Origin of the sequence: Actinomycetospora soli (genome assembly GCF_021026295.1) — a bacterium.
GTDB lineage: Bacteria > Actinomycetota > Actinomycetes > Mycobacteriales > Pseudonocardiaceae > Actinomycetospora > Actinomycetospora soli.
In genome coordinates this window covers 1-24,136 of record NZ_JAJNDA010000027.1, presented here as the reverse complement: position 1 = coordinate 24,136, position 24,136 = coordinate 1, and the positions used below count along the sequence as shown (strand labels likewise).

Annotated in this window: 22 protein-coding genes, 2 tRNA genes and 1 pseudogene; 14 read left to right on the top strand and 11 right to left on the bottom strand. The window is 74.9% G+C overall.

Annotated features, from left to right (window positions below; genetic code table 11):
- Positions 1–69: 69 nt before the first annotated feature.
- Both LN037_RS28240 and rfaE2 (LN037_RS28235) read right to left on the bottom strand, forming a co-directional pair.
- Positions 70–930, bottom strand: coding sequence for a glycosyltransferase family 2 protein (locus tag LN037_RS28240; protein ID WP_230759756.1), 861 nt, complete (start codon positions 928–930; stop codon positions 70–72).
- The gene (gene rfaE2 / locus LN037_RS28235) at positions 923–2,395 is read right to left on the bottom strand and encodes a D-glycero-beta-D-manno-heptose 1-phosphate adenylyltransferase (protein WP_230759754.1); all 1,473 of its coding nucleotides are present in this window, start codon (positions 2,393–2,395) and stop codon (positions 923–925) included. The genes LN037_RS28240 and rfaE2 (LN037_RS28235) overlap by 8 nt, the downstream gene beginning before the upstream one ends.
- Positions 2,396–2,577: 182 nt before the next feature.
- Here rfaE2 (LN037_RS28235) and LN037_RS28230 point away from each other — a divergent pair, with 182 nt between their 5' ends.
- Positions 2,578–2,937 carry an STAS domain-containing protein gene (locus LN037_RS28230; RefSeq protein WP_230759752.1) on the top strand — a complete coding sequence of 120 codons (360 nt, stop codon included), beginning with the start codon at positions 2,578–2,580 and terminating at the stop codon, positions 2,935–2,937.
- 11 nt (positions 2,938–2,948) lie between these two features.
- Here LN037_RS28230 and LN037_RS28225 read toward each other — a convergent pair whose 3' ends face one another.
- From LN037_RS28225 to LN037_RS28195, 7 genes are all read right to left on the bottom strand, one after another.
- Positions 2,949–3,635, bottom strand: a complete 687-nt coding sequence (locus LN037_RS28225; RefSeq protein ID WP_230759751.1) for an SDR family oxidoreductase — start codon at positions 3,633–3,635, stop codon at positions 2,949–2,951.
- The gene (gene rfaE2, locus LN037_RS28220) at positions 3,632–5,089 is read right to left on the bottom strand and encodes a D-glycero-beta-D-manno-heptose 1-phosphate adenylyltransferase (protein ID WP_230759749.1); all 1,458 of its coding nucleotides are present in this window, start codon (positions 5,087–5,089) and stop codon (positions 3,632–3,634) included. The genes LN037_RS28225 and rfaE2 (LN037_RS28220) overlap by 4 nt, the downstream gene beginning before the upstream one ends.
- On the bottom strand, positions 5,086–5,709 hold the full coding sequence (locus LN037_RS28215) for a D-sedoheptulose-7-phosphate isomerase (RefSeq protein ID WP_372460549.1): 624 nt from the start codon (positions 5,707–5,709) through the stop codon (positions 5,086–5,088). The genes rfaE2 (LN037_RS28220) and LN037_RS28215 overlap by 4 nt, the downstream gene beginning before the upstream one ends.
- A complete protein-coding gene (locus tag LN037_RS28210; RefSeq protein WP_230759748.1) occupies positions 5,706–6,965 on the bottom strand; it encodes a glycosyltransferase in 1,260 nt (419 codons plus the stop codon). Before LN037_RS28210 ends, LN037_RS28215 begins: the two co-directional genes overlap by 4 nt.
- A gap of 179 nt (positions 6,966–7,144) precedes the next feature.
- Positions 7,145–8,188: a glycosyltransferase gene (locus tag LN037_RS28205; protein WP_230759746.1), complete on the bottom strand. Its 1,044-nt coding sequence runs from the start codon at positions 8,186–8,188 to the stop codon at positions 7,145–7,147.
- A 51-nt stretch (positions 8,189–8,239) separates the two neighbouring features.
- On the bottom strand, positions 8,240–9,286 hold the full coding sequence (locus LN037_RS28200; RefSeq protein ID WP_230759744.1) for a glycosyltransferase family 9 protein: 1,047 nt from the start codon (positions 9,284–9,286) through the stop codon (positions 8,240–8,242).
- Positions 9,286–9,804 carry a D-glycero-alpha-D-manno-heptose-1,7-bisphosphate 7-phosphatase gene (locus LN037_RS28195; RefSeq protein WP_230759742.1) on the bottom strand — a complete coding sequence of 173 codons (519 nt, stop codon included), beginning with the start codon at positions 9,802–9,804 and terminating at the stop codon, positions 9,286–9,288. Before LN037_RS28195 ends, LN037_RS28200 begins: the two co-directional genes overlap by 1 nt.
- Before the next feature lie 199 nt (positions 9,805–10,003).
- Here LN037_RS28195 and LN037_RS28190 point away from each other — a divergent pair, with 199 nt between their 5' ends.
- The 4 genes from LN037_RS28190 to LN037_RS28175 are packed head-to-tail and all read left to right on the top strand — an operon-like array spanning position 10,004 to position 13,312.
- Entirely contained in the window at positions 10,004–10,444 is a 441-nt protein-coding gene (locus LN037_RS28190; RefSeq protein WP_230759740.1) for an ATP-binding protein, read from the top strand.
- Complete coding sequence (locus LN037_RS28185; RefSeq protein WP_372460547.1) at positions 10,441–11,289, top strand: SigB/SigF/SigG family RNA polymerase sigma factor; 849 nt, start codon at positions 10,441–10,443, stop codon at positions 11,287–11,289. The genes LN037_RS28190 and LN037_RS28185 overlap by 4 nt, the downstream gene beginning before the upstream one ends.
- Before the next feature lie 2 nt (positions 11,290–11,291).
- Positions 11,292–12,449, top strand: coding sequence for a glycosyltransferase family 9 protein (locus tag LN037_RS28180; protein WP_308286205.1), 1,158 nt, complete (start codon positions 11,292–11,294; stop codon positions 12,447–12,449).
- Positions 12,446–13,312, top strand: a complete 867-nt coding sequence (locus LN037_RS28175; protein WP_230759738.1) for a DUF1206 domain-containing protein — start codon at positions 12,446–12,448, stop codon at positions 13,310–13,312. Before LN037_RS28180 ends, LN037_RS28175 begins: the two co-directional genes overlap by 4 nt.
- A gap of 53 nt (positions 13,313–13,365) precedes the next feature.
- Here LN037_RS28175 and ligD read toward each other — a convergent pair whose 3' ends face one another.
- On the bottom strand, positions 13,366–14,376 hold the full coding sequence (gene ligD, locus LN037_RS28170) for a non-homologous end-joining DNA ligase (protein WP_230759736.1): 1,011 nt from the start codon (positions 14,374–14,376) through the stop codon (positions 13,366–13,368).
- 195 nt (positions 14,377–14,571) lie between these two features.
- Here ligD and LN037_RS28165 point away from each other — a divergent pair, with 195 nt between their 5' ends.
- On the top strand, positions 14,572–14,766 hold the full coding sequence (locus tag LN037_RS28165; RefSeq protein WP_230759733.1) for a hypothetical protein: 195 nt from the start codon (positions 14,572–14,574) through the stop codon (positions 14,764–14,766).
- A gap of 4 nt (positions 14,767–14,770) precedes the next feature.
- Here LN037_RS28165 and LN037_RS28160 read toward each other — a convergent pair whose 3' ends face one another.
- The gene (locus tag LN037_RS28160) at positions 14,771–15,952 is read right to left on the bottom strand and encodes an acyl-CoA dehydrogenase family protein (protein ID WP_230759732.1); all 1,182 of its coding nucleotides are present in this window, start codon (positions 15,950–15,952) and stop codon (positions 14,771–14,773) included.
- 81 nt (positions 15,953–16,033) lie between these two features.
- Between LN037_RS28160 and LN037_RS28155 the strand changes: the two genes are divergently transcribed.
- The 8 genes and pseudogenes from LN037_RS28155 to LN037_RS28125 all read left to right on the top strand — a co-directional run bounded on the left by LN037_RS28155 (position 16,034) and on the right by LN037_RS28125 (position 23,410).
- Entirely contained in the window at positions 16,034–16,939 is a 906-nt protein-coding gene (locus LN037_RS28155) for an AraC family transcriptional regulator (protein ID WP_230759730.1), read from the top strand.
- 137 nt (positions 16,940–17,076) lie between these two features.
- Positions 17,077–19,122: an SDR family oxidoreductase gene (locus LN037_RS28150; RefSeq protein WP_230759728.1), complete on the top strand. Its 2,046-nt coding sequence runs from the start codon at positions 17,077–17,079 to the stop codon at positions 19,120–19,122.
- Positions 19,119–20,747, top strand: a complete 1,629-nt coding sequence (locus tag LN037_RS28145; RefSeq protein ID WP_230759726.1) for an AMP-binding protein — start codon at positions 19,119–19,121, stop codon at positions 20,745–20,747. Before LN037_RS28150 ends, LN037_RS28145 begins: the two co-directional genes overlap by 4 nt.
- Positions 20,748–20,816: 69 nt before the next feature.
- Positions 20,817–21,905: an acyl-CoA dehydrogenase family protein gene (locus tag LN037_RS28140; protein WP_230759725.1), complete on the top strand. Its 1,089-nt coding sequence runs from the start codon at positions 20,817–20,819 to the stop codon at positions 21,903–21,905.
- A 104-nt stretch (positions 21,906–22,009) separates the two neighbouring features.
- The gene (gene orn, locus LN037_RS28135; RefSeq protein ID WP_230759723.1) at positions 22,010–22,618 is read left to right on the top strand and encodes an oligoribonuclease; all 609 of its coding nucleotides are present in this window, start codon (positions 22,010–22,012) and stop codon (positions 22,616–22,618) included.
- Positions 22,615–23,070, top strand: a pseudogene (locus LN037_RS34080) (cupin domain-containing protein); the annotation flags it as partial. The gene orn and the pseudogene LN037_RS34080, both read left to right, overlap by 4 nt.
- Positions 23,071–23,202: 132 nt before the next feature.
- Positions 23,203–23,275 (top strand) — tRNA-His (locus LN037_RS28130).
- A 62-nt stretch (positions 23,276–23,337) separates the two neighbouring features.
- Positions 23,338–23,410, top strand: a tRNA-Lys gene (locus tag LN037_RS28125).
- The last annotated feature ends 726 nt before the right edge of the window (positions 23,411–24,136 follow it).

The window sequence follows — 24,136 nt, the reverse complement described above, 5'->3', positions numbered from 1 at the left end:
CTATGGGCAGGAAAGCGTCGTTGCTGTCACTGGCTGACAGCAACGACGCTTTCCTGTCACGAAGGAGGTTCACAACGGCAGCAGATCCACCGCCGACGAGCCCCGGTCGGGCAACGTCGTCGCCGACTCCTGGTGGTAGGCGCCGCTCGGCAGGATCCCCGCCGCGCCGGAGCGGGCCATGACGCGCTGCTGCACGAGCACGTCCTCGCCGTGCGCGTCCTCGGGGACCTCGCGCCAGAAGTCGAAGCCCCCGGCGTCGAGCAGGGCGGCGCGGTCGAACAGCACGCAGCCCGCCGCCCAGGCGATGCGGTAGGCCGACCACGACGACGGGTCGGGCACGGCCGCGCCGGGCGCGTCCAGCCCCTCGGCGAACGCCAGGTGCATCCCGTTCGCGGCGTTGCCGAGCCGCCAGCGCTGCCAGGCGGCCGACTCCTTCTCGATCCGCTCCGGGCCCGGCGTCCACGGCTCGTAGGTGGCGCGCTCGTGGGGGCGGTCGTCGTCGAGGTGGGAGAGCCCCTGCATCGCCGCGGCGACCATCCCGCAGCCGAGCGACCGCAGCGCGGTGTACAGCCGCGCGAGGACGCCCGGCTCGAGCCAGACGTCGTCGTCGAGGAAGAGCACCGCCGGCGCCGAGGACGCCGACAGCAGGAAGGATCGCTGCTCCGCGATCCCGCGGCGCGGCAGGTGCCGCAGCAGCTCGACCTCGACGCCCCGGAACCGCAGCGCCCGCACGAGGGTCGCCGCGGACGGGGTGTCGAAGGACGCCTCGTCGTCGGACTGGTCCGAGACGATCACCCGGAACGACACCCCGGACTGGGCGGCCAGCCCGGCCAGCGTCGCCGCGAGCTCGGTCGGGCGGTCCTTCGTCGGGATGAGGACGTCCAGGACCGGAGACGAAGCGGAGCGGAGCTCGACCGTCGAGTCAGCCACGGGCCTTGATCCGTTCGACGATGAGCGAGGTCGACCGGTCCGGCAGGTAGTCCAGGATCGCGACCCGTCCGCCGTAGGCCTGCACCGTCGGGGTCTCCGGGAGCATGTCCGGCGTGTAGTCGCCGCCCTTGGCGTAGACGTCGGGCCGCAGCGCCTCGAGCAGCGCGACCGGGGTGTCCTCGCCGAACCCGACGACGTGGTCGACGCAGGACAGCGCCCCGACGACCGCAGCCCGGTCGGCGAGCGGGTTCACCGGCCGCTCCGGACCTTTGAGCCGGGCGACGCTCTCGTCGGCGTTGAGCGCGACGACGAGCACGTCGCCGAGCCGTTTCGCCTGGTTGAGGTAGGCCACGTGGCCACGGTGGACCACGTCGAAGCAGCCGTTGGTGAACACGATCCGCCGACCCTCGGCGCGGTGCTCGGCGACGAGCCGTTCGAGCTCGGCGGGGGTCGACAGCGAGCCGCCGGACTCCCCGACGCGCGCGACGAGGTCGGCGGTCGAGCACACCGCGGTCCGGGCGCGCCCGACGACGACGTCCGCCGCCGCCTGCGCCAGCTCGACGGCGGTCGGGGCGGGCGTACCGGCGGCGAGCGCCAGCGAGAGCGCCGCGGTGAAGGAGTCGCCGGCCCCGCAGGTCCGGCTCTCCGGTGCGGGCCGGGCCCACGTGCGGTGCGCCGGCTGCTCGGCGGAGAGCAGGACGGCGCCGTCGCGGTCGAGGGTCGCCACGACGGCGGCCGCTCCGGACCGCCGTCGCAGCTCGCCGGCGGCGGCCTCGGCGGCCGCCGCCCGGTCCGGGCCGCGCAGGGGGCGGCCGAGCAGGGTGGCCACCTCCCCCGCATTCGGGGTCACGACGTCGGGTGTGGTCGGCTCCCAGCGCGCGACCGCGTGAGCGTCCACGACGAGCACGCCGAGCCGGTCGCGGCGCGCCGCGACCGCGGCCACCGCGTCGTCGTCGAGCGCGCCCGCGGCATAGTCGCAGACCACGGTCGCGTCGGGCGTCTCGTGGAGCACGGCGTCGAGCGCCGCCGTCAGCCCGGGGACCGGGTCGGCGGGCGGCACCGTGTCGTAGCGGGCGACCATGGCGTCGTCCGCGACGATCCGGCGCTTGGCCGCGGTGGGCCGGCCGGGGTCGACGACGACGCCCGCGGTGTCCACCCCGGCGTCGGCGAGCAGCGCGCGCACCGTGCGCCCGTCGTCGTCGTCACCGACCACCGAGACCAGTGCGACGCGCGCGCCGAGGGCGGCCAGGTTGACCGCGGTGTTCGCGGCGCCGCCCGGCGCGCAGCGGGTGCGGTCGATCTCGACGACGGGGACGGGGGCCTCCCGCGAGAGCCGGCGGCTGGGGCCGGTCATCCAGCAGTCGAGGACCGCGTCGCCGACGACGACGACGCGCGGGGCGGCCTCGGCCAGCCGTCGGGGCAGGTCCGCGGCCAGCGGGGCGCGGTCGAGTGGCGTCAACGACACGGGGCCCTCCACTCGGACGGGGCGGGGACCTCGACACGTGGCCGGTACCGGGAGTCCTCGCTAGTCTTCGGCCACCGCACCCGCGGGGTCGAGCAGCCTGCCCCCGGTACCCGACGACGATCTTCGCGAGTCACCCGCCGGTTCCCGGCTGCCCGGAAGTCGTCCGTGCCACAGGAGGCCGAGTGCACGACCCGGGCACCGTCGAGGTCGCCCTGCGCGAGGCGAGCGACGGCGTCGCCGTGGTCGCGATCGCCGGTGACGTGGACGCTGCCGCGACGGCCGCGGTGCGGGCCGGGGTCGACGAGGCCGCCGCCGGTTCGCGCGCGGTGGTGCTCGACCTGGAGCAGGTGGACCTGCTCGCCTCGGCCGGGATGACGCTGCTCCTCGAGGTGACCGAGGACCTGCGTCGACGCGGCGTCCCGCTGGTGCTCGCCTCGCGGGCCCGCACGGTGCGCCGCCCGCTGCGGATCACCGGTCTGGACAAGGTCCTCGACCTGCACGACGACGTGGCGAGCGCCCGCGCGGCGGTGGACGGGGGCTGACTGGTGTCGGCTCACGGGTAGGACGACTCCCCGGACGCGGCCACCAGCAGCTCGCGGACCTCGCTGCCCGGGGGGCGGGTCAGCGCGAACAGCACCGCCTCCGCCGTCTGGGCCGGGTCGTTGAGCTGCGCGTCCGGGCCGGGCTTGTACTGCTCGGGGCGGTCGTCGAAGAAGTGGGTCCACATGCCGCCGGGCACGAGCAGCGTCACGCCGACCTTGCCCGCCCACTCGGCGGCGATCGCCCGGGTGAAGCCGACGACCCCGAACTTCGAGGCGCAGTAGGCGCTGGCGTCGGAGACGGCCTTGACCCCGAGCGTCGAGGAGATGGTGACGAGGGTGCCGTGGCGCTCCTCCAGCGACGGCAGGGCCGCCCGGACGACGGCCGCGGTGCCGAGCAGGTTGACCGCGACGACGCGCTCCCACTCCGCCCACTCGACGTCGACGATGCGCCCGCACCGGTCGATGCCGGCCGCGGTGACGACGCCGTCGAGGGCGCCGTGCTCGTCGATCGCGCGGGCGACGGCGGTCTGGGCGGCCTGCGGGTCGGCGAGGTCGACCTCGACGAAGGCGTACCCGGCGTCGGGGGCCTTGAGGTCGAGGACGACGGGGGTGCCACCGGCGGTCGCGACGGCCTCGGCCACGGCGGCGCCGAGGCCGGACGAGCCGCCGGTGATGAGGACGGTGCCGGGGTTCGTCATGCGGTTCCTCCTGGGATCAGTGCCGAGAGCAGCCGGGTCGACGAGCGCCCGGCGTGGTACGGGACGGCGACGACCTCGCCGCCCCAGGAACGGACCAGCGGCGCCTCGGGGAGGTCGTCCGCCGCGTAGTCGCCGCCCTTGACCCAGACGTCGGGCCGCAGGCGGGCGATGAGGGCCTGGGGGTCGTCCTCGTCGAACACCGCGACGGCGTCGACGCAGCCCAGGGCCGCGAGCAGTTCGGCACGGTCGGCTTGCCCGACGACCGGGCGCTGCGACCCCTTGAGCCGCCGCACCGAGTCGTCGGAGTTCAGGCAGACGACGAGCACGTCGCCGAGGGCGCGGGCCGCCGCGAGGGTGCGGGCGTGCCCGGCGTGCAGGAGGTCGAAGCAGCCGCCGGTGGCGACGACCCGGCCTCCCCGACGGCGGGTGGCCTCGGCCAGGGCGACCGCCGCGTCGGCGTCGCCGGGTCGGGACGGGCTCGCCGACTCCTCGTGAGGGGAGGATTCGAGCGCTCTCGCGGCACGAGGGTTCCCCTCGCGCGGGAGGCCGGGGTGGGACCACGTCCCGTCCGCGGTGCGCCGGACCGCGCCCGCTCCCCCGCCGGCGACGAACGCCCCGGCGGCACCGACCGCGGCCGACACGGCCTCGTCCGGGGCTGCCCCGCCGGCCAGCGCCAGGGCGGCCGCGGCGGCGAAGCGGTCGCCGGCGCCGCACGGGTCGCCGCCGGTGACGGCGGTGGCGGGCACGGCCGCGTTCCCGGCCGCCGAGCGCAGCAGCGCACCGTGCGAGCCGGCCGTGACGACGACGGCCTCGACGCCCCACCGCTCCCGCAGCGTGGCGGCCGCGCGCGACGCGGCCGGCAGCCAGTCGGCGGCACCCGCGGCGCCCGCCTCGGCGAGGTTCGGGGAGACGAGCGTCGCGCCGGGCACCGGGTCGGCGCCCCTGGGGTGCGGGTCCCACACGAGCGGCAGGCGCCGGGCGGTCGCGGTGAGCAGGTCGCGCAGGGCGGGGTCGGCGGTCACGCCGCGGCCGTAGTCGGCGACGAGCACCGCGCCCGCGTCGGCCAGAGCGTCGGCGACCGGGCCGAGGTCCCACGGACCGGTGCCGAGACCGCCCGTGTCGAGGCGGAGCAGCGGCCGGTCGCCCGCGAGCATGCGCGTCTTGCGCGGCACCGCACCCGTCGTCGGGAGCCCGACCACCTCGACCGTGCCGGCGAGGAGGTCGCGCAGCCGCGCGGAGTCCTCGTCGTCGCCGAGCGGGGCGACGAGTCGGACCGGGCGTGGGGTCGACAGGGCCGCGAGCAGCGCCGCGAGGGCGGCGCCGCCGGGGCGCGGGCGTTCGGAGTCGGCGTCGAGGACCGGCACCGGCGCGTCGGGGCAGAGGCGGTCGGCGGACCCGTCGACATCGACGTCGAGCAGGGCGTCGCCGATCACCACCAGGGGCTGGAGGCTCATGCGACCGACCTCCCCAGCGCGGAGTCGACCATCTCGCAGAGCAGGTGCACGGCGACGAGGTGCGCCTCCTGCACCGACGGCGTCACGCCGGGCAGGCAGATGGCCTCGTCGCTGGCCTGCGCCAGCGGGTTCGGGGCCGGGCCGGTGATCGACCAGACGGTGACGCCGAGCGCCCGGGCCACCTCGGCGGCCGCGAGCAGGTTCTCGCTGCTGCCGCTGGTCGAGAGCAGGATCAGCACGTCGCCGGGCCGGCCGTGCGCCCGCACCTGGCGGGCGTAGATCTCGACGAAGCCGTAGTCGTTGCCGAGCGCGGTGATCGTCGAGGTGTCGGCGTGCAGCGCGAGCGCGGAGAGCGGTTCGCGCTCGCCGCGGTAACGCCCGACGAGCTCGGCCGTCAGGTGCTGGGCCTCCGCGGCGCTGCCCCCGTTGCCGGCGGCGAGCAGCCGCCGCCCGGCCGAGAGCCGCGCCGCGAGCTCCGTCCCCCACGCCGCGAAGACGGGGGCGTGCGAGCGCACCGCGGTCAGGGTCGCCGCGAGGCCGTCGAGGTGGTTCCCGACGACGAGCTCCGGGTCCGGTCGGGTGTCGGTGCGGACGGGCGGGGTGGCGGGGACGGCGCTCACGAGTGCACTCCCGTCATCTCGGCGACCACGGGTCCGACCGGCGAGCGGCTGTCGAGCACGTCGCGGTAGACGTCGGCGGTCGCGGCGGCCACGCGGTCCCAGGCGTAGTGCTCCAGCACCCGGGCCCGGCCGGCGCGCCCGAGGCGGGCGCGGGCGGCGGGGTCGGCGAGCAGGGAGCCGAGGGCGCGGGCGGCCGCCTCGGGGTCGCCGGTGGGGACGTGCAGGCCGGTGACGCCGTCGACGACGGTGTCCGCCAACCCGCCGACCTCGGCGGCGACCACGGGACGCCCGGCCGCCATGGCCTCGAGCGGCACGAGGCCGAACGGCTCGTAGGTGGGCAGCTGCACGACGACGTCGGCGTCGCGCATCAGCTCGGGGACGGCGGCGGGGTCGACGGCGCCGACGAGGTGGACGCGGTCGGCGACGCCCTCGGTCGCGGCGAGCGTCTGCAGCCGCACGACCTCCGGGTCGCCCGCGAGCTGCGGCCCCGCGGGGCCGCCGGCGACGACGAGCTCGGCGTCGCCCGGGATCCGGGCCAGGGCGCGGATCGCGGTGTCGACGCCCTTGCGGGGCACCAGGCGGGAGACGGTGAGCACGCGCGGCGGGCCCGGGCGCCGCGGGCGGTCGTCGGGACCGAAGCGGTGGACGTCGACCCCGCAGGGGACGACGTCGACGTTCGTGGTCGGCACGCCGAGCGCCATCAGCTCGCGGACCTCGTCGGCGCAGGTGGCGACCACGCGGTCGACCTGGGCGCCGAGGTCGGACTCGAGCGCGACGCGCGAGGGCGGGCTGGTGTCGGCGGCGCCCTGGTGGCGCCGCTTGACCGACCCGAGCGCGTGGAAGGTCTGCACCACCGGCACTCCGAGGGCGCGTCCCGCGTCGAGCGCGGCCAGGCCGGACATCCAGAAGTGCGCGTGCGCGACGTCGGGCCGGGCGAGCGCCCAGCGGTCGCGCAGGACCGCCGCGAACGCGCCCATGTGCTCGAGCAGGTCGTCCTTGGCCAGCTCGACGGCCGGACCGGCCGGCACGTGGTCGACCACCACGCCGGACGCCAGGCGCACCTGGTCCGGGGTGTGGGGGTCGGTCCGTCGGGTGTGCACGACGACCTCGTGGCCGACGAGCGCGAGGGCCTCGGCGAGGGCGTGGACGTGGACGTTCTGCCCGCCGGCGTCGACGCTGCCGAGTCGGCCGTGGCCGGCCCCGTCGGAGCGCACGGCGAGCGGACTCGCGTGCTCGGAGACCATGGCGATGCGCATGGCGGTGTCCTCCCGGGTGCGCGGGCGCACGCCGATGCGCCGCCTCGTAGGCGGGGCACGTGGGCGCGCGGGAGCGCACGACGTTGCGAGGGGATCGACCGGCGACCGTGGGCTCAGGTCGGCGATCGCGTGACGGTCGTGCGGGTTGGGGGCCGGACCGACGGGGGTCCGGCCGGAGGTCACAGCGGAACCGCGGCGTCGAGTTCGCTGACGGGTGCGGCGGGACGGCTCGCGACGGTCTCGGCGAGGACGTCGTCCCAGTCGTGGAGGAACCGGCTCACGGCGAACCGGCTGGTCGCGATCTCCCGGGCGCGGGTGCCGTGGGCACGGGCGAGATCGGGGTCGGCGCGGTAGGTGCGCAGGGCGTCATGCAGGACGGAGAGGTCGGTCGCCACGACACCGGCGTCGGACGGGACGGACACGGCGGCCTCGGCGGTCGCGAGACCGACGACGGGCAGCCCCAGCATCATCGCCTCGATCAGGGCGAGACCGAGGGAGGTCCAGCGGATCGGGTGCAGGTACACCCGACGGAGCGCGAGCTCGGCGTGCATCCGGTGCTGCGGGAGGTCGCCGACGACCCGCACGTCGGGGTGGTCGACCGCCTCCGGCAGCCGCTCGGACCCGATGCCGAACACGTCCAGGCCGATCGTGTCGGCGAAGCCCGGCAGCAGGTCGGTGCCCGTGACGCGGTGCCGGCGGACCGGCTCGTTCACGACGACCGCGGCCCGGTCGAGCTCGCCGGTGTACCGGTGGCCCGGGTCGAGCACGCCGTGCTCGACGACGCGGACCGGGGCGCGGCCGCAGTCCCACATGAGGGCGTTGAAGTGGGTCACGTGGACGACCGGGATGTCGTCACGCTCCGCAATCGGGTGCCGGGTCGCCGGCGCGTCGCTGCGCGGGGTGTTGTGCTCCAGCCACACCGCCGGGAGATCGACGCCGGGCGTCCGGCCGGTCCAGCGCGTGACCAGCTCGATCTCCTCGGGGCGCTGCAGCACCACGACGTCGATCTCGTCCGCGCGGGCGGCGAGATCCTCGGGCGAGCACTCCTCGGCGGCATCGGGCCAGGTCCAGGCGGCGGGACGGCCTCCACCCCAGGGGCCGCGTTCGGGCAGGGTCGGCAGCAGGTAGCGGTGCCGTCCCTGGACGAAGGCGGTGGACCACGAGCCGTGCACGTGCCAGTGCAGCACCGTCAGCGACGGTCGCGTGGTCGGGGTGGAGGTCACCGGCGAGGAATCCCTTCGGCTTCGACGTGGTAAACGCCTGGCCGGAAACTACTACTCCCCGTGACGATCGGCAGGGCGACTACCGCTGACCAGCGACGACACCGCTCGCACCACGTCAGCGGCGCCCACCGAGGTCAGGCAGGGGTGGCCCGGGACGGGGCAGATGCGGGCCCGTGAGCCGCGACACGGCGCCTCCTGGTCGCCCAACAGGACGTGCGGCACCCCGTACGGCGCCCACCGCACGGCCGGGACGACGGGGGCGAACAGCGACACCACGGGCGTGCCGACCGCGGCGGCGAGGTGGGCGGGTCCGGTGTTGCCGACCACGACGGCCGCGGCGTCGCGCAGCACGGCCGCCAACTGGGTGAACGAGGTCGCGCCGCCGAGGTCGAGCCCGTCGGTGCCCGCGACCTCGGCCGTGAGCGCCGTCTCGGCCGGCGAGCCGGTCACCACCACCCGCCACCCGGCGGCGCTCAGCGCGGTGACCGCCTCGGCGCAGCGGTGGGCGGGCCACGCGCGCGCGGGCACGGACGCGCCGGGGTGGAGCACGACGTACCGGCCCGTCACGGGGGACGGACCGGGCGCGTGGACCGCGAGCCGCCCTTCGTCGGGACGTGGGAAGCCCCCGCGCGCCGCGATCGCCAGCGCCCGCTCGGGCTCCGGGAGGTCGTCGTCGAGATCGGTGGTCGGGTCGAGGGCCGGGTCGCCGGGCCGGAGCCGGACGTCGAGCAGGCCACCCGGGAAGTCGACCGAGGCCGCGGTGATGCGCCCGACCCCCGCCATCCGGAGCACGAGCGCGGTCGGCAGCGGCGACTGGTGGAAGGAGGTGAACACGACGGCCTCGTCCGCCCCCAGCGCCGCGAGCCGCTCGACGGTCTCCGCGACCGAGTCCGGCGTCACCGGCGGCGCGTCACCGTCCACCCAGCCGCAGTGCCACACCACGACCTCGTCGACCCCGGGGAGCAGGGCCGCCGCCTGGCGGCCCTTGGGCCCGACGACGGCGACGACGGAGTCCGCGCGGGCGGCGACGGCCCGGACGGCGGGGCCGGAGAGCAGGACGTCGCCGTCGGAGTCGAGCCGGACGGCGAGCACCCGCATCAGGGACAGCCCAGCAGGTCGAGGGCGTGCAGCAGGTCGCGGGCCACGAGCGGGGCGGCCTCGATCTCCGCGCGGCGCGTGACCGGCGTCGGGACCAGCACCGACCGCGCGCCGGCGGCGGCCGCGGCGCCGACGTCGGCACCGATGTCCCCGATGACGGCCACCTCGTCGGGCGCGACCCCGAGCCGCCGGGCGGCGTCGAGGACGAGGCCCGGGGCGGGCTTGCGGCAGGCGCACCCGTCGTCGGGACCGTGCGGGCACCAGGCCCAGACCCCGATCGGCCCCACGAGCGCGTCCAGCCGGGCGTTGACGGCCTCGACCTGCGCGGGGGTGAGCACGCCGCGGGCGATCCCGGACTGGTTGCTGACGACGCCCGTGCCCAGACCGGCCGCCCGCAGGCGCTCGAGGGCGGGGCGGGCGGTGTCGACCGGGGCGACGAGGTCGGGGTCGCCGTTGTAGGGCACGTCGTGGACGAGGGTGCCGTCGCGGTCGAAGAGGACGGCCCTCGGGATGGTCACGGGCTCCCGCACGGCGGGGAGCAGACCACGCCCGACACGAGCGTGCACGGCGTCGCCCGGTTTGTGGGAGGAGGCCCCGGGTACACGACCCGCGACCGGGAACGGCGCGGAGCACCGCTCGCGCCGCGGGGACGAACGTCCTCGCCGGGCCCCCGTGGAGCACCGGGGACCACGAGGTGTTCGAGACGAGGAGGTGCTCGTGGCGCGGCCCGATCCGAATCCGCCCGACGGGGACGAGCCCCCCGAGGACGTCGAGGTCCGCGTCCCGGCCGTCCCCCGGGCGGTGGTGACGATGCGCACGGTCGCGGCCGATCTGGCTGCGCGCGCCGAGTTCACGCTCGATGCTGTGGCGGACCTCCGGATGGCGGTCGACGAGGCCTGTTCCAGCCTCGTCTCGCTGGCCCGTCCGGACACGAAGTTGACCTGCACGTTCATCCTCGACGAGGAGCGCATCACGGTGACCGCCTCGGTCTCGACGTTCGGCCCGGAGCGGCTGCCGACCGACTCCTTCGGCTGGCGCGTGCTCACGACGCTGGCCCACGACGTCCGCATGCTCTCGGCGACCGGTGAGCGGGACGGCAACCCGTTCCGCCTCACCCTGCGCTTCGCGGTGCCGAGCCTCGGGACCGTGCTTTCGTGACGGCCAGCGACACCGGCACGACGGCGAGCGGGACGACCGCGGCCGAGCCCGCCCGGCCGGAGCGCCGGGAGCGCAAGGGCTCCCGCGGCGAGTACGACCACCTGATGCCCAAGCTCGCCGAGCACGCGGCCCTGGAGCCCGGCTCGCCGGAGCGCCTGCGGCTGCGCGACGAACTGGTGCGCGGCCACCTCCCGGTCGCCCAGCACATCGCGCGACGCTTCTCGCGGCGTGGCGAGCCCGAGGAGGACCTCGAGCAGGTCGCCACGCTCGGGCTGATCAACGCCGTCGACCGGTACGACCCGGAGCGCGGCACCGACTTCCTCTCCTACGCGGTCCCGACGATCACCGGCGAGGTCCGGCGGCACTTCCGCGACCAGGCCTGGTCGATGCGCGTGCCGCGCCGGCTCAAGGACCTGAACGTCACGCTGTCCGCGGCCATGGGCCAGATGTCGCAGTCCCTCGGCCGGGCGCCGACGGCCGCGGAGCTCGCCGAGCACCTCAGCCTCCCCAAGGAGGACGTGCTCGAGGCGCTCGAGGCGTCCAACGCCTACCGGTCGGGCTCGCTGGACGAGATGCTCGTCGACGACCCCGACTCCGGCACCGTCTCCGACCTGCTCGGCGAGGCCGACGCGGCGCTGGAGAAGGTCGAGTACCAGCAGTCGCTCGCACCGCTGCTGGCCGCGCTCCCCCAGCGCGAACGCACGATCATCATGCTGCGGTTCTTCAAGAACATGACGCAGTCGCAGATCGCGGCCGAGGTCGGGATCTCGCAGATGCACGTGTCCCGGCTGCTGGCCCGCACGCTCATGCAGCTGCGCGACGGCCTCGGGGAGAACGCCCGCTGACGGTGCACGTCCTGCGGGACCTCGGGCTGGGCGACCTCCTCGTCGCCGTGCCCGCCCTGCGGCTGCTGCGCCGGGCCCTGCCCGACGAGCACGTCGTGCTGCACGGGCCGGCGTGGGTGCACGACGTGCCCGGGTTCCCGGTCCTTCCCGACGACGGGTCGGTGCCGGGTGTCAGCGGTGGCCCACGGCTGACACCTGACGTCAGCAGCGCGCCACGGTCGGCGCCCGGTGTCAGCGGTGGCCCACGGCTGCCGCCTGACGTCAGCAGCGCGCCACGGTCGACCGTCGATGTCCCGTGGCGCGCATCGAGTGGGAGCAGCGGGACATCGTCGGCCGACCCTGATGTCAGCGGTGGCACACGGCTGCCACCGAGCGTCAGCGGTGGGCCACCGCTGACGCTCGTCAACCTCCACGGCGCCGGGCCGCAGAGCCACGCCCGGCTGGACGCGATCGCCGGCGACCGACCCGCCGTCCGGATCGGGCACGCCGCGCCGGGCTGGGACGGCCCGCCCTGGACCGACGACCCGACCCGCCCGGAGCGGCGCCGCTGGTCCGACCTGCTCGCCGCCGTCGGCCTGGTCACCGCGGACGAGGCGGCCGCCGCCGCGGACGACCTCCGCCTGCCCCGGCCGGCCCCACCCGCCGTCGGGAACGGGAGCGTCGTCATCCACCCCGGCGCCGCGTTCGGCAGCAAACGGTGGCCCGTGGAGCGCTTCGTCGCGGTGGCGCGGGCGGTGGCCGGGGCCGGGCACGAGGTCGTCGTGACCGGTGGGCCCGAGGAGCGTGCGCTGACCGCCGCGGTGCCCGGGCGGGATCTCGCGGGCCGGACCTCGATCGGCGAGCTGTGCCGGCTGGTGGCGCACGCCCGGACGGTGATCGCGGGTGACACGGGGATCGCGCACGTCGCGACCGCCTACGGCACGCCGTCGGTGACCCTGTTCGGGCCGGTCGGGCCGGAGCAGTGGGGCCCACCGGCGGACGACCCGCGGCACGTGACCCTGACCGACGCCGCCGTCCGCCGCGGCGAGCGCTTCGCCGACGACCCCGACCCGGCGCTGCTCGCCGTCGGGGTGGAGGACGTCCTTCGGGTGGTCATGCCACAGCTCACAGACACGTCACAGGGACAGCGCGGGGATCCGGGGGTACCACTGAGCCCATGAGCATCGTGCCCGCCTCCGTCGTGGGCGCTGCGCTCGACCGATCGGAGTCCGACGAGGTGCGCGACGCCCCGGCATGGGTCGAGGCCATCGGACGCGTCGGTCTCGTGGCCTACGGCCTCGTGCACCTCGGCATCGCGGTGCTCGCGATCCGCATCGCCGCCCTCGGGCCGCGGTCCGGCGCCGGCGAGGACGGGCACGCCGACCCGCGCGGCGCGGTCGCCCTGGTCGCCGCGGGCGGTGGGTTCTTCGGGCGCTGGCTGCTCGGGGCGGCCGCCGTCGCGCTCGTGGCGTTCGCGTTCTGGCAGCTGCGGGCGGCCGCGGTCGGCTTCTGCTGGGCGAGCCCCGAGGAGCGCTGGCGCAAGCGGCTCGGCGCCGCGGCGAAGGCCCTCGGCGTGCTCTCCGTGGCCTACCTCGCCGCGGAGTTCGCGGTCCGGCTCCAGGGCCGCCGCAACGCGTTCGGGGACACCGTCCGCGAGGTGTTCACCTACTCCGCGGGCCGGTGGGCCGTCGGGATCGCCGGGCTGATCGCGATCGGCATGTTCTTCTCGATGACCTACACCGGGGTCCGCGCCACGTTCATGGGCGACTTCGTCCCGGAGAAGCTCCACGGATACCGCTGGCGGCTGACCCTGATCACGGGATCGGTGGGGAACCTGACGCGGGCGGTCGTGTTCTGCGTGGTCGGCATCCTGACCCTGGGCGCGGCGATCAACGACGCGCCCGACGCGATCGGCGGCGTCGACGTCGCGCTCCGCACGATGGCCAGCCACACGGTGGGCGCGGCGATGTTCGTGATCACCGGACTCGGCTTCGCGGCCTACTTCGTCTACTGCTGCATGGACGCGTACGCGCGGCATCCGTAGCGGTGCGCTGGGCGCCCGTGAGCACTTTCCGGGGCTGTGACCACGGAGAGTGCTCACGTGGCGGAGCCACTCTCCCGCACCACCTCGCGGGCGTCCTTGTCCTCGCGCAGCCCCTGGTACCGCGGGTGGCGCAGGCGGCCGTCCGAGGTCCACTCCCCGAACCCGACCTGGCACACCAGCTCCGGGCGCACCCAGTGCCGGCCGCGCTCACGGGGCGCGTCGGAGAACGGGTCGGTGTCCGTCGTCAGCGGGTCGAGCCGGGAGCGCAGCAGCTGCAGCGCCGCGTCGTCGAACCCCGTCCCGACCTTCCCGGCGTACCGCAGCACCCCGTTCTCGTGGTAGCCGACGAGCAGCGCGCCGAGGACGTGGCGTGACCCCGCCGGGTCGGTCCACCCGCCGACGACGAACTCCTGGTCGCGGACGCACTTGAGCTTGCGCCAGTCGTGGCTCCGGCCGCCGGCGTAGGGCGCGTCGAGGCGCTTCGCGATCAGCCCCTCCCAGCCGTCGGCGCAGGCGGCGTCGCGGAGCGCGAGCGGGTCGCCGTCGAGGTCCGGGGAGATCACGAGCACCGGTGGGTCCGGCCGCACGACCGTCTCCAGCAGCGCCCGCCGCGTCGACAGCGGCAGGCGGGTGACGTCGAGGTCGTCGAGCACCAGCAGGTCGAAGAGGTGGCACTCGATCGCCACCCCGGTCGCGCGCGCCCGGCGGGGGTCGGACAGGTGCATGCGGGCCTGCAACGACCCGAACCGCCCGTCCGCCGCGATGATCTCCCCGTCGAGCACGAAGCGGTCCGGCCCCGCGGCGTCGAGCGCGTCCACGACCTCCGGGTAGCTCGCGTCGGCCGACTTCTGGTTGCGGCTCCACAGCCGGGGCCGCTCCCCCCGCTCGCGCGTCGCGATCACGCGCACGCCGTCGAGCTTGCGTTCGAACGACCAGCCCTCCCGCGGGGGCGGCGGGTCGGTCGGCTTCGACAGGGACGCGAGCATGGGCGCCCGGAACCCGGCGTCCGGCGCGCGCTTCAGCGCCCGGACCTGCTCCGGCGGGAGGTTGGCGAGGTCGACCACGGGCACTGCCTACCCCGTGCGAGGGCCCCGCGGCGATCCCCGTCGGGTGCTTTCCCGACGTCGGGTCGGTGCCGGTCGCGCGCGGGCCCCGACGTCAGCGGTGGCACACGGCTGACACCCACCGTCAGCGGTGGCACACGGCTGACGCACCCCCGCCGTCGTTTGGGAAGCGCCCCGATTGCCGACTCCGCACCCATGAGCGACCCCGCACAGCGCGCCGCGAACCTCGAGCAGCAGTACGTGGACGAGTACGAGGACACCGAGCAGGCGCTCACGGGTCTCGACCCCGACAAGGACGAGCGCGACCAGTCGAAGGACCGGATCGAGGCCGTCGCGAAGGACTCCGAGGCCGAGGAGCACGTCGAGACGATGGCCGACGAGGACCGCTGACCGGTCACTCCACGAGCTCGAGGAACACCCACCGCGCGTCGGGCGCCAACCCGGCGAGCCGCTTCCCCGCGCCCTGCACGACGGCGGGTGACGACGTCACGTGCTGCGTCCCGCCGTGCAGGTCGCGGAACACGCGGTTGAGCGGCCCGGAGCGCAGCGCGGCCGTCCCGGCCCACCGGTAGACGGTCTGCCCGACCTCGAGCGCCGCCTCCGTCGTCGAGGCCAGCGCGAGCCGGGTCAGCGTCTCCTGGTCGGTGGACAGTGCCGAGCCCGTCGCGAGCGTGGCCTCGTTGTCCGCCCAGACCTCCGTCGTCCAGGCCCGCGCGGCCCGCAACGTGGCCTCGGCGCGCGCGTAGGCGGCGTGGAACTCCGAGGTGTCCACCCCGGCCCGGTAGGTCCCGGACTTCGCCGCCGCCAGCGCGGCCATCTCGTCGAGCAGCCGCCGCCCCACGCCGAGCGCCCAGCCCGCGTGGCAGATGCCCGCCATGTTCGCGAGGCCGCAGCGGTAGACCGCGCCGCCGACGAGCGGCTCGGTGGTGGTGGCGACGTAGGTGCGCCCGGCGGGGACGAAGACGTCGTCGAGCGTGTAGTCGATGCTCCCGGTGCCGCGCAGGCCCATGACGTCCCAGTTCTCCACCAGGGTCGCCTGCTCGCGCGGCAGCGTGAACACGAGCGCCTCGCCGGTCTCCTCGACGATCGCCGCGGTGTGCACGTGGGTGCAGTGCAGCAGGCCGGAGGCGAACTGCCAGGACCCCGACACCCGGTAGCCGCCCGGGGCCTGGCGCGCGCGCCCCGGCCGCGTCCCCTGCCCGGCGGCGAGCATCCGGTGCGACCCGTCGAGCATGTCGGCGACGGTGTCCGCGCCCAGGTACGCGACCGTGGTGCCCGCGATCATCTGCAGGGCCATCACCACCCAGCCGGTCGACGCGTCGGCCCGCGACAGGGTCTCGACGGCCCGGATCAGCTGCCGCGGCGTGAACTCGGGGCCGCCCAGCTCGGCGGGCATGCCGATGTCGAAGGCCCGGGCGTCCTCGAGGGCCTCCACCACGCGCGGGGTGAGGCGGCCGGCGGCCTCGACCGCGTCGGCCTCCGCGCGCAGGAGCGGGTCGAGCGCCTCCAGGCGGGCGACGATCGCGTCGAACTCGTCACCGACGTGCAGGCCGGGGCGGGTGAGCTGCTCGGTCATGGCCCGACGCTAGGTGTGGCCCGGGTCTCACCGCTCTCGCTACAGTGCACGGACCTCTCCGACGGGCGCAGGGGTGAGCCGATGGATTCCGACGCCACCGCGTGGTCGGACGTGGTCTCCGACGCCCTCGTCGCCGCGGACTTCTCCTTCTCCCGGCCGGAGCGCTTCCGCGGCCACGTGACGCGCCGCCGGCTGGGCCCGACGTCCCTGATCGCGATGGTCGCCCACCCGCACGTCGCGGTCCGCGAGGCCGGGCACATCGCGCCCGACGACCCGCCGGAGACGCTGCTCTCGGTCCAGCTCGCGGGCCGCGCCGAGTTCCGTCAGGACGGCCGCACCGCCACCGTCGAGCGCGGCGACCTCGTCTTCTACGAGTCCGCCCGCCCGGTCGAGATCGTCGCCCGCGAGGGCTACCGCAGCCTCTGCTTCCGCTTCCCGACGGCGGGTGGCCGTCGCTCCGGGGAGCTCACGGCCACCCGGCTGCGCGGCAGCGAGGGGCTGGCACCGGCCGTGGCGGGCCTGCTCACGGGGTTGCAGTCCGCCCGGAGCAGGCCCGCCGGTCTGGCCGCGACCGCGCAGCAGGCCGTCGAGCTCGCCCGCACCCTGTTCGACGACGAGCTCGCCCGCCGCGGCCTGCTCGTGGCCGACGACCCGCACGACGCGCTGCGGGCGGCGTTCGACGACCACGTCGAGGCCCACCTCGCCGACCCCGACCTGACGCCCCGGGCGGCCGCGGCGGCGCTGTTCGTCTCGCCCCGCCACCTGCACGCCCTGCTCGCCGAGGACGGCCGCACCCCGGCCGGGACCATCCGCACCCGGCGTCTGGAACGGTGCCTGGCCGACCTCGCGGACCCGGCCGACGCCGCCACCCCGGTGTCCGCGATCGCCCGACGCTGGGGGTTCACCAACGCGACCCGCTTCGGCCAGCTCGTCCGCGACCGGACGGGGCACACCCCGACGGCGTACCGCCGGGCGATGCTCACCTGACCGATCCGTGGCGGGCCAACCGATCGTGCACGAGGTTGCCCCGGTCCGCGTCACGATCGGCCCGACGGTCGCCCGGGAGCGACGATCGGTTCACTCCCCGTAGCGCGCTCCGGTGTCTCGTGCCACGATCCTCCGCCATGCGCTATCTCGTTACCGGCGGTACCGGGTTCCTCGGGCGCGCCGTGCTCGCCCGGCTGCTGGAGCGCGAGGACTGCGAGGCGGTCTACGCCCTGGTGCGGTCGGGGTCGGTGCGGAAGCTCGAGCGGCGCACCCGCGAGCTCGACGGCGCCGAGAAGATCGTGCCCGTCACCGGCGATCTGGCCCGGGACCGGCTCGGGCTCGACGACGACGCCGTGACCGACCTGTCCGGGCAGGTCGACGAGGTGCTGCACCTCGGCGCGATCTACGACATGACCGCCGACGAGGAGGCGAACCGGGCCGCCAACGTCGACGGCACCCGGAACGTCGTGACCCTCGCCGCCGAGATCGGCGCGCGGTGCTTCCACCACGTCTCGAGCGTCGCGGTCGCCGGGGAGCACGAGGGCGTGTTCACCGAGGACGACTTCGACCTCGGGCAGCGCTTCGGCAACCCGTACCACGAGACGAAGTTCGCGGCGGAGAAGATCGTCCGCGAGGAGTCGACGATCCCGTGGCGGGTCTACCGCCCCGCCGTCGTGGTCGGCGACTCGCGCACCGGCGAGATCGACAAGATCGACGGCCCGTACTACCTGATGGGCGCGATCAGCGCGCTCGGCCGGCTGCCGGGGTTCCTGCGGGTCCCCGCGCCGGAGCTCGGGACCACGAACATCGTGCCGGTCGACCACGTCGCCGACGCCATGGTCCGGCTCGTCCACACCCCCGACCTCGACGGCCGGGCGTTCCACCTCGTGCACCCGCGCCCCCAGCCGCTGAGCGAGATCTACAACGCGCTCGCCGGGGCCCTGGGCGCACCGAAGCTCCTCCCCGTGCTCCCACCCGCCGTCGGGAAGGCCCTGACCCGGGCCGTGGGAGCGGCGGCCGACACCGGGGCCGGCGGCTCGGCGCGCGACATCGCGCTGGCCGAGTTCGACATCCCGCCGGAGGTGCTGCCGCACCTGACGTTCCCGTGCGTCTACACGGCCGAGGAGACGGTGCGGGCGCTCGACGGCCTCCAGCCGCCGGAGTTCGGCGACTACGCCCCCGCGCTGGTGCGCTACTGGCGCGAGCACCTCGACCCGAACCGCGCGCGCCGCCCCCGCCCGGGGCCGCCCCTGCTCGGCCGGCGGGTCGTCATCACCGGCGCGTCGAGCGGGATCGGGCGCGAGACCGCGATCCGGGTGGCGCGCAACGGCGGCGTGCCGCTGCTCGTGGCCCGCCGTCAGGAGGAGCTCGACGAGGTCCGCCTCGAGATCGAGCGCGAGGGCGGCCAGGCGCACACCTACACCTGCGACATCACTGACGCCGAGTCCGTCGACGCGACGGTGAAGTCGATGCTCGCCGACCACAGCGGGGGCGAGCGCAGCGACGGGGGAAGCGCCGGGCCCGACACCGGCATCGACATGCTGGTGAACAACGCCGGCCGCTCGATCCGCCGCTCGGTGAAGCTCGAGCTCGACCGGTTCCACGACTTCGAGCGCACGATGGCGATCAACTACTTCGGCGCGATCCGCCTGACGATGGCGCTGCTGCCGCACATGATCGAGCGGCGCTTCGGCCACGTCGTCGACATCTCCTCGATCGGCGTGCAGACCGGTCCGCCGCGGTTCAGCGCGTACGTCGCGTCGAAGGCCGCGCTCGACGCGTGGGCGCGGATCGTCGCGACCGAGGTGATCGGGGACGGCGTCACGTTCACTACGGTGCACATGCCGCTCGTGCGCACCGACATGATCGCGCCGACGAAGATCTACGACGCGTTCCCGACGCTCTCCCCCGGCGAGGCGGCCGACATGGTCGTGGGCGCCCTGATCGACCGACCCAAGCACGTCGGCACGGCCCTGGGCACGCTCGGCGCCGTCTCGGCGTCGCTGACCCCGCGGATCGTGGACGTCGTCATGCACGTCGCCTATCGCGTGTTCCCCGAGTCGCGGGCGGCACGCGAGGGTAGTGATGCGGTGACCCCCGGAGAGGACCGTGCCCTGCAGGCCGGCCCGCTCTCGCGCGGGGCGCAGGCCTTTGCCCGACTTCTTCCTGGAGTGCACTGGTGAGGACGCCGTTCGGAACCCCGACCGAGCTCGCGACGGGGGTCCGTCTGCTGATCGGAGCCGGGGTCGTCGCCCCGATCGCGCCGCACCGGGTGGTGAAGTTCCCGGTCGCGCTGTACCGCTACGGCTTCACCCCCACCACCGCCTACACGATCGGCGCGTGGCGGCACCCGAAGCAGGTCGCGATCATCGACGACCGCGGGACGCTCACCTACGGCGAGATGCACGAGCGGACGAACCGGCTGGCGCGGGCGCTGGCCGACCGCGGCGTCGGCCCGGGCAGCAAGATCGCGGTGCTCTGCCGTAACCACCGCGGCCCGATCGAGACGATCATCGCGGCGTCGAAGATCGGCGCCGACGTCGTCCTGATGAACACCGGCCTGTCGACCGGCCAGATGAAGGCCGTCGCGGAGGAGCAGGAGCTGACGAGCATCGTCGTCGACTCCGACCTGGCCGACCGGCTCGACGAGGTCCCGGAGTCGGTGAAACGCATCGGCGGCTGGCAGGACGCCGGGTCGGGCTGCTGGGGCGACGACACCCTGGAGGGCCTGATCGCGGTCGACGGCTCGAAGGAGCTGCCGACGAAGCCGCCCACGGGCAAGACGATCGTGCTGACCTCGGGCACGACGGGGACCCCGAAGGGCGCGGAGCGCCCCTCCCCCAACGGCATCGGGCCGGTGAACGCGATCCTGTCGCGCATCCCGCTGACCGCCCGGGAGCCGGCGCTGGTGTCGGCGCCGCTGTTCCACACGTGGGGCTTCGCGGCGTTCCAGATCGGCTCGCTCATGGGCTCGACGCTGGTGCTGCGCCGCAAGTTCGACCCGGAGGACGCGCTGCGCCAGCTCGCGATCCACCGGTGCACGTCGATGTTCGCGGTGCCGGTGATGCTGCAGCGCATCCTCGAGCTCGGCGACGACGTGATCGCCCGCTACGACACCTCGGCGCTGAAGACGGTCACCGCGACCGGCTCGGCGATGCCGCCGCACAAGGTCACCGAGTTCCTCGACACCTTCGGCGAGAAGCTCTACATGCTCTACGGCTCCACCGAGGTCTCGTGGGCCTCGATCGCGAAGCCCGAGGAGCTGCGCCAGGAGCCCGGGACGGCGGGGCGTCCGCCGGCGGGCACCGAGGTCAAGATCCTCGGCGACGACGACCAGGAGCTGCCCGCGGGTGAGACCGGTCGCATCTTCGTCGGCAACGACATGCTCTTCACCGGCTACACCGGCGGTCGCGGCGAGACCGAGGTGGTCGACGGGATGCTCGGCACGGGCGACCTCGGCCACTACGACGACGACGGGCTGCTGTTCATCTCCGGCCGCGCCGACGACATGATCGTCTCCGGCGGGGAGAACATCCACGCCGGTGAGGTCGAGGGCCTGCTCGGCTCCATGACCGGCGTCAAGGAGGCCGCGGTGATCGGCGTGGACGACGAGGAGTACGGCCAGCGCCTGGCCGCCTACCTCGTGCTCGAGGACGGTGCGAAGCTCACCGCCGACGAGGTCCGCGACCACGTCAAGAACAACCTCGCCCGCTTCGCGTCCCCGCGCGACGTGGAGTTCCTGGACGAACTGCCCCGCAACCAGACGGGGAAGGTCGTCAAGAAGGAGCTGGGTCAGTCGTCGTCGTGACCTCGGCGTGACAATTCGATTTGGTACAACGGTTCTCGACTCCCCCTCCCCCCAGGAGAACCTGCGGTCATGATCGTCCACCCGCCGGACCTGTCGATCGGGTCCGATCCCCTCGCGCTCGCGCGGGGGGCCGCCGAGATGCTGCTCGAGAACGCCGCGGACAGCGACGACCCGGCGCTCGGCGTCCAGCGCTGCCTGCTGCGCTGGCTCGCCGCGCAGGGGCTCTACGGCGTGGCGGCCCCGTCGGAGTTCGGCGGGATGGGCCGGGACGAGCGCACGCTCGCCGAGGTCGAGGAGATCCTGGCGGGCGCCGACGCCGCGACGTGGTTCGTGCTCACCCAGCACCGCACGCCGCAGAAGCTGACGCTCGACTCGCCGTTCCCCGCCGCCGAGCAGTACCGCGAGGCGCTCTGCCGCGGCGACGAGCTCGGCGGGATCGCGGTCGCCCACCTGCGGCGCCCGGGGCCGCCCGCGATCCGGGCCGTTCCCGACGGCCGGTCCGGGTGGCGGTTCACCGGTCGGGCCGAGTGGTGCACCGGGTGGGGCCTGGTCGACCTCGTGCTGATCGCCGCGCAGTCCGACGCCGGCGAGGCCGTGTTCGCGCTGCTGCCCGCGCACGAGCGGCCGGGGCTGGTGGCCTCGGAGCCGTACGCGCTGGCCGTCATGGGCGGGACGCACACGGTGGGGCTGGCGCTGGACGACATGGCGGTGGACGCCGACGAGGTGGCCGCGGTCGTGCCGGTGGACGAGTGGCGGCGCCGAGACGCCGGCACCGTGGTCGACACGAAGCCCGCGACCCTGGGACTCCTGCGCCGCGTGATCGACGAGACGCTGCGAACCGGGCACGAGCGCGACCGCCCCGCCGCCGTCGAGGAGGCGCAGGCCCTGGCGTCGACGGCGTGGCCGCTGCGCGAGCGGGCGTACGAGCTGCGGTTCTCGCCCGAGCGGGACCGGTTCGTCGACGAGCGCCTGGAGCTGCGCGGCCGGATCGCGGAGCTGACCGTCCGGGCGGCGGCCGGGCTCGTGGCGGCCCGGGGCGGGTCGGCGATGTACTCGTCGTCGCACGAGCAGCGGTGGTCGCGCGAGGCGATGTTCCACCTCGTGCAGGCGCAGACCGACGACGTGCGCGCGGCGCAGCTGGCGGCGTTCTCGCACTAGCCCTGTGGCAGCAAAGCGTCGTTGCTGTCATCCAGCGGCAGGAACGCCACTTCGTCGATCACGCCCGCGCGCCGGGATCGGTCGAGGTCAGTAGGGTCGACCGGGTGAACGGACGGCTGGTGTGGATCGATTGCGAGATGACCGGGCTCGATCTCGGCAAGGACAAGTTGATCGAGATCGCGGCGCTCGTGACCGACCAGGAGCTCGTCCCCCTCGGTGAGGGCGTCGACGTGGTCATCCACGCGTCCGACGAGGACCTCGACAACATGCCCGAGGTCGTCGTCGAGATGCACGCGAAGTCGGGGCTGACCGAGGAGGTCCGGGCGTCGTCGGTGACGCTCGCCGAGGCCGAGAAGCTCGTCCTCGACTACATCCGCGAGCACGTGCCCGACGCGCGCACCGCTCCCCTGTGCGGCAACTCGATCGCCACCGACCGCGGCTTCATCTCCCGCGACATGCCGGAGCTGGACTCCTACCTGCACTACCGCATGATCGACGTCAGCTCCATCAAGGAGCTGTGCCGGCGCTGGTACCCGCGCATCTACTACGCGCAGCCGGAGAAGGGCCTCGCCCACCGCGCGCTCGCCGACGCCCGCGAGTCGATCCGCGAGCTCGAGTACTACCGGCGCACGGCGTTCGTGCCCCTGCCGGGCCCGACGACCGACGAGGCCCGCGCGGCCGCCGCCGACGTGGTGGACGCCGAGGGTTCCTGACGGCGGGTCGCGCGTCGCGTCCCCGGGCAGCGGCAGGACCCGACGTCGGGAAGGGGCGGTTTCCGCCCTCCGTCCCTCGGTCGACCCCTGTCGGTCCGCCTCGAGACCCGGGGACCGCACCTCTCGCCCGGGAGGCCCGATGTCGCTGCTCACCGCGTCGCGTCGACCAGCCGTGGGAGACGTGGGACGACCCCGTCCGCGGGCACCTGCGCTGGTGCCTGCTCGACGACGGCACCGACCCCGCCCCGCACGCCATCACGACCGGTCTCCTCGACCTCGACCACGGCGACTGGCTCGGTCGGCACCGGCACGCGGCGACGGAGCTGTACTTCGTGGTGTCGGGCCGCGCGGTCGTCTCGCTCGCGGGCGAGGAATCGACGGTGGACGCGGGCACCCACGTGCGCCTGCCCGCCGGGATCGAGCACGGCCTCCGTGCGGACGACGGGCCGGTGCGGGTGCTCTTCTCTTCCCGACGACCGCGTTCGCCGACGTCGTGTACCGCTTCCGCCAGGACCCCGCCGGAGGAGGCTGGGGCGCGGCTAGTACAGTTGAGCGCGTCGCCGGGACGCCGGGGACAGCCAATGGTGGGTGTAGCTCAGTTGGCAGAGCACTGGGTTGTGATCCCAGGTGTCGCGGGTTCAAGTCCCGTCACTCACCCGGACGGCAGTGGCACCCCCGCTGCCGGACCGGAAGATCAGCAGTGTTAGTCTTCTGGTCACGCGCCGTTAGCTCAATGGGCAGAGCAAGTGACTCTTAATCACTGGGTTCGGGGTTCGAGTCCCTGACGGCGCACCCCACATGAAGGCCCTGACCGGATCGGTCGGGGCCTTCGTCGTGTGTCTGGACCTCCATGACTTCAGTGGCATCGAGGCGCCCTGTGGGCGCTCCGTGCCGCTGAAATCGTGCTGCGGTGCATCACAGGTGCCACCTCCTGCTCGTGGTGGACGGACGCTCCACCGGGCCGGACCCGCCGTCGGGAAGACCCCGGTCGGACCCGGGGCCGTGGGTGGAGGAGCCGCGCCGCCTCCACCGCTCCGTAGGCGCCGCGGGGCCGCCGCGGCTCGCGGTCCAGGGCCGGACGACGTCCGGTCGCGCAGCGGCGCCGCAGGCGCCCTCGACCGAGAGAGCGGCCGCGACAAGCTCCGCGGACCGACCGGTCGCATCGCCGGAGGCGACGGCCTCCACCTGTACGGCCCGCGCGGCCAAGAGCGCACTGATGACGGGCGGCCGATCACTGCTTGCCGCCGTTGAGAGCCGGAGGTCGTCGCCTGGTCGACGGTCGGCATGACCTTGCCGACCGCTCCCGGCACGGCCTGACCGACCGGCGTGCCGATGAACAGCACCTACGCGATCAGCGAGAACACGACCGCGCCGGACCGTGGCTGCACCTGGCTGCTGACGACGCCTGAATCCTGACCCCTCTGCGACGGGTGAATCTGGACCCCCTTGCCGATGGGAAGGGGTGTTGAAGGTGGAGGACTGGGCGGAGATCCGGCGCCTGCATCGGGCGGAGGCGAT

Excerpts from the sequence above, each read along its gene's own strand:
- LN037_RS28225 (WP_230759751.1), bottom strand. The coding sequence starts at position 3,635 with ATGACGAACCCCGGCACCGTCCTCATCACCGGCGGCTCGTCCGGCCTC.
- rfaE2 (WP_230759749.1), bottom strand. The coding sequence starts at position 5,089 with ATGAGCCTCCAGCCCCTGGTGGTGATCGGCGACGCCCTGCTCGACGTC.
- LN037_RS28210 (WP_230759748.1), bottom strand. The coding sequence starts at position 6,965 with ATGCGCATCGCCATGGTCTCCGAGCACGCGAGTCCGCTCGCCGTGCGC.
- LN037_RS28200 (WP_230759744.1), bottom strand. The coding sequence starts at position 9,286 with ATGCGGGTGCTCGCCGTCCGGCTCGACTCCGACGGCGACGTCCTGCTC.
- LN037_RS28175 (WP_230759738.1), top strand. The coding sequence starts at position 12,446 with ATGAGCATCGTGCCCGCCTCCGTCGTGGGCGCTGCGCTCGACCGATCG.
- LN037_RS28165 (WP_230759733.1), top strand. The coding sequence starts at position 14,572 with ATGAGCGACCCCGCACAGCGCGCCGCGAACCTCGAGCAGCAGTACGTG.
- LN037_RS28160 (WP_230759732.1), bottom strand. The coding sequence starts at position 15,952 with ATGACCGAGCAGCTCACCCGCCCCGGCCTGCACGTCGGTGACGAGTTC.
- LN037_RS28155 (WP_230759730.1), top strand. The coding sequence starts at position 16,034 with ATGGATTCCGACGCCACCGCGTGGTCGGACGTGGTCTCCGACGCCCTC.
- LN037_RS28150 (WP_230759728.1), top strand. The coding sequence starts at position 17,077 with ATGCGCTATCTCGTTACCGGCGGTACCGGGTTCCTCGGGCGCGCCGTG.
- LN037_RS28140 (WP_230759725.1), top strand. The coding sequence starts at position 20,817 with ATGATCGTCCACCCGCCGGACCTGTCGATCGGGTCCGATCCCCTCGCG.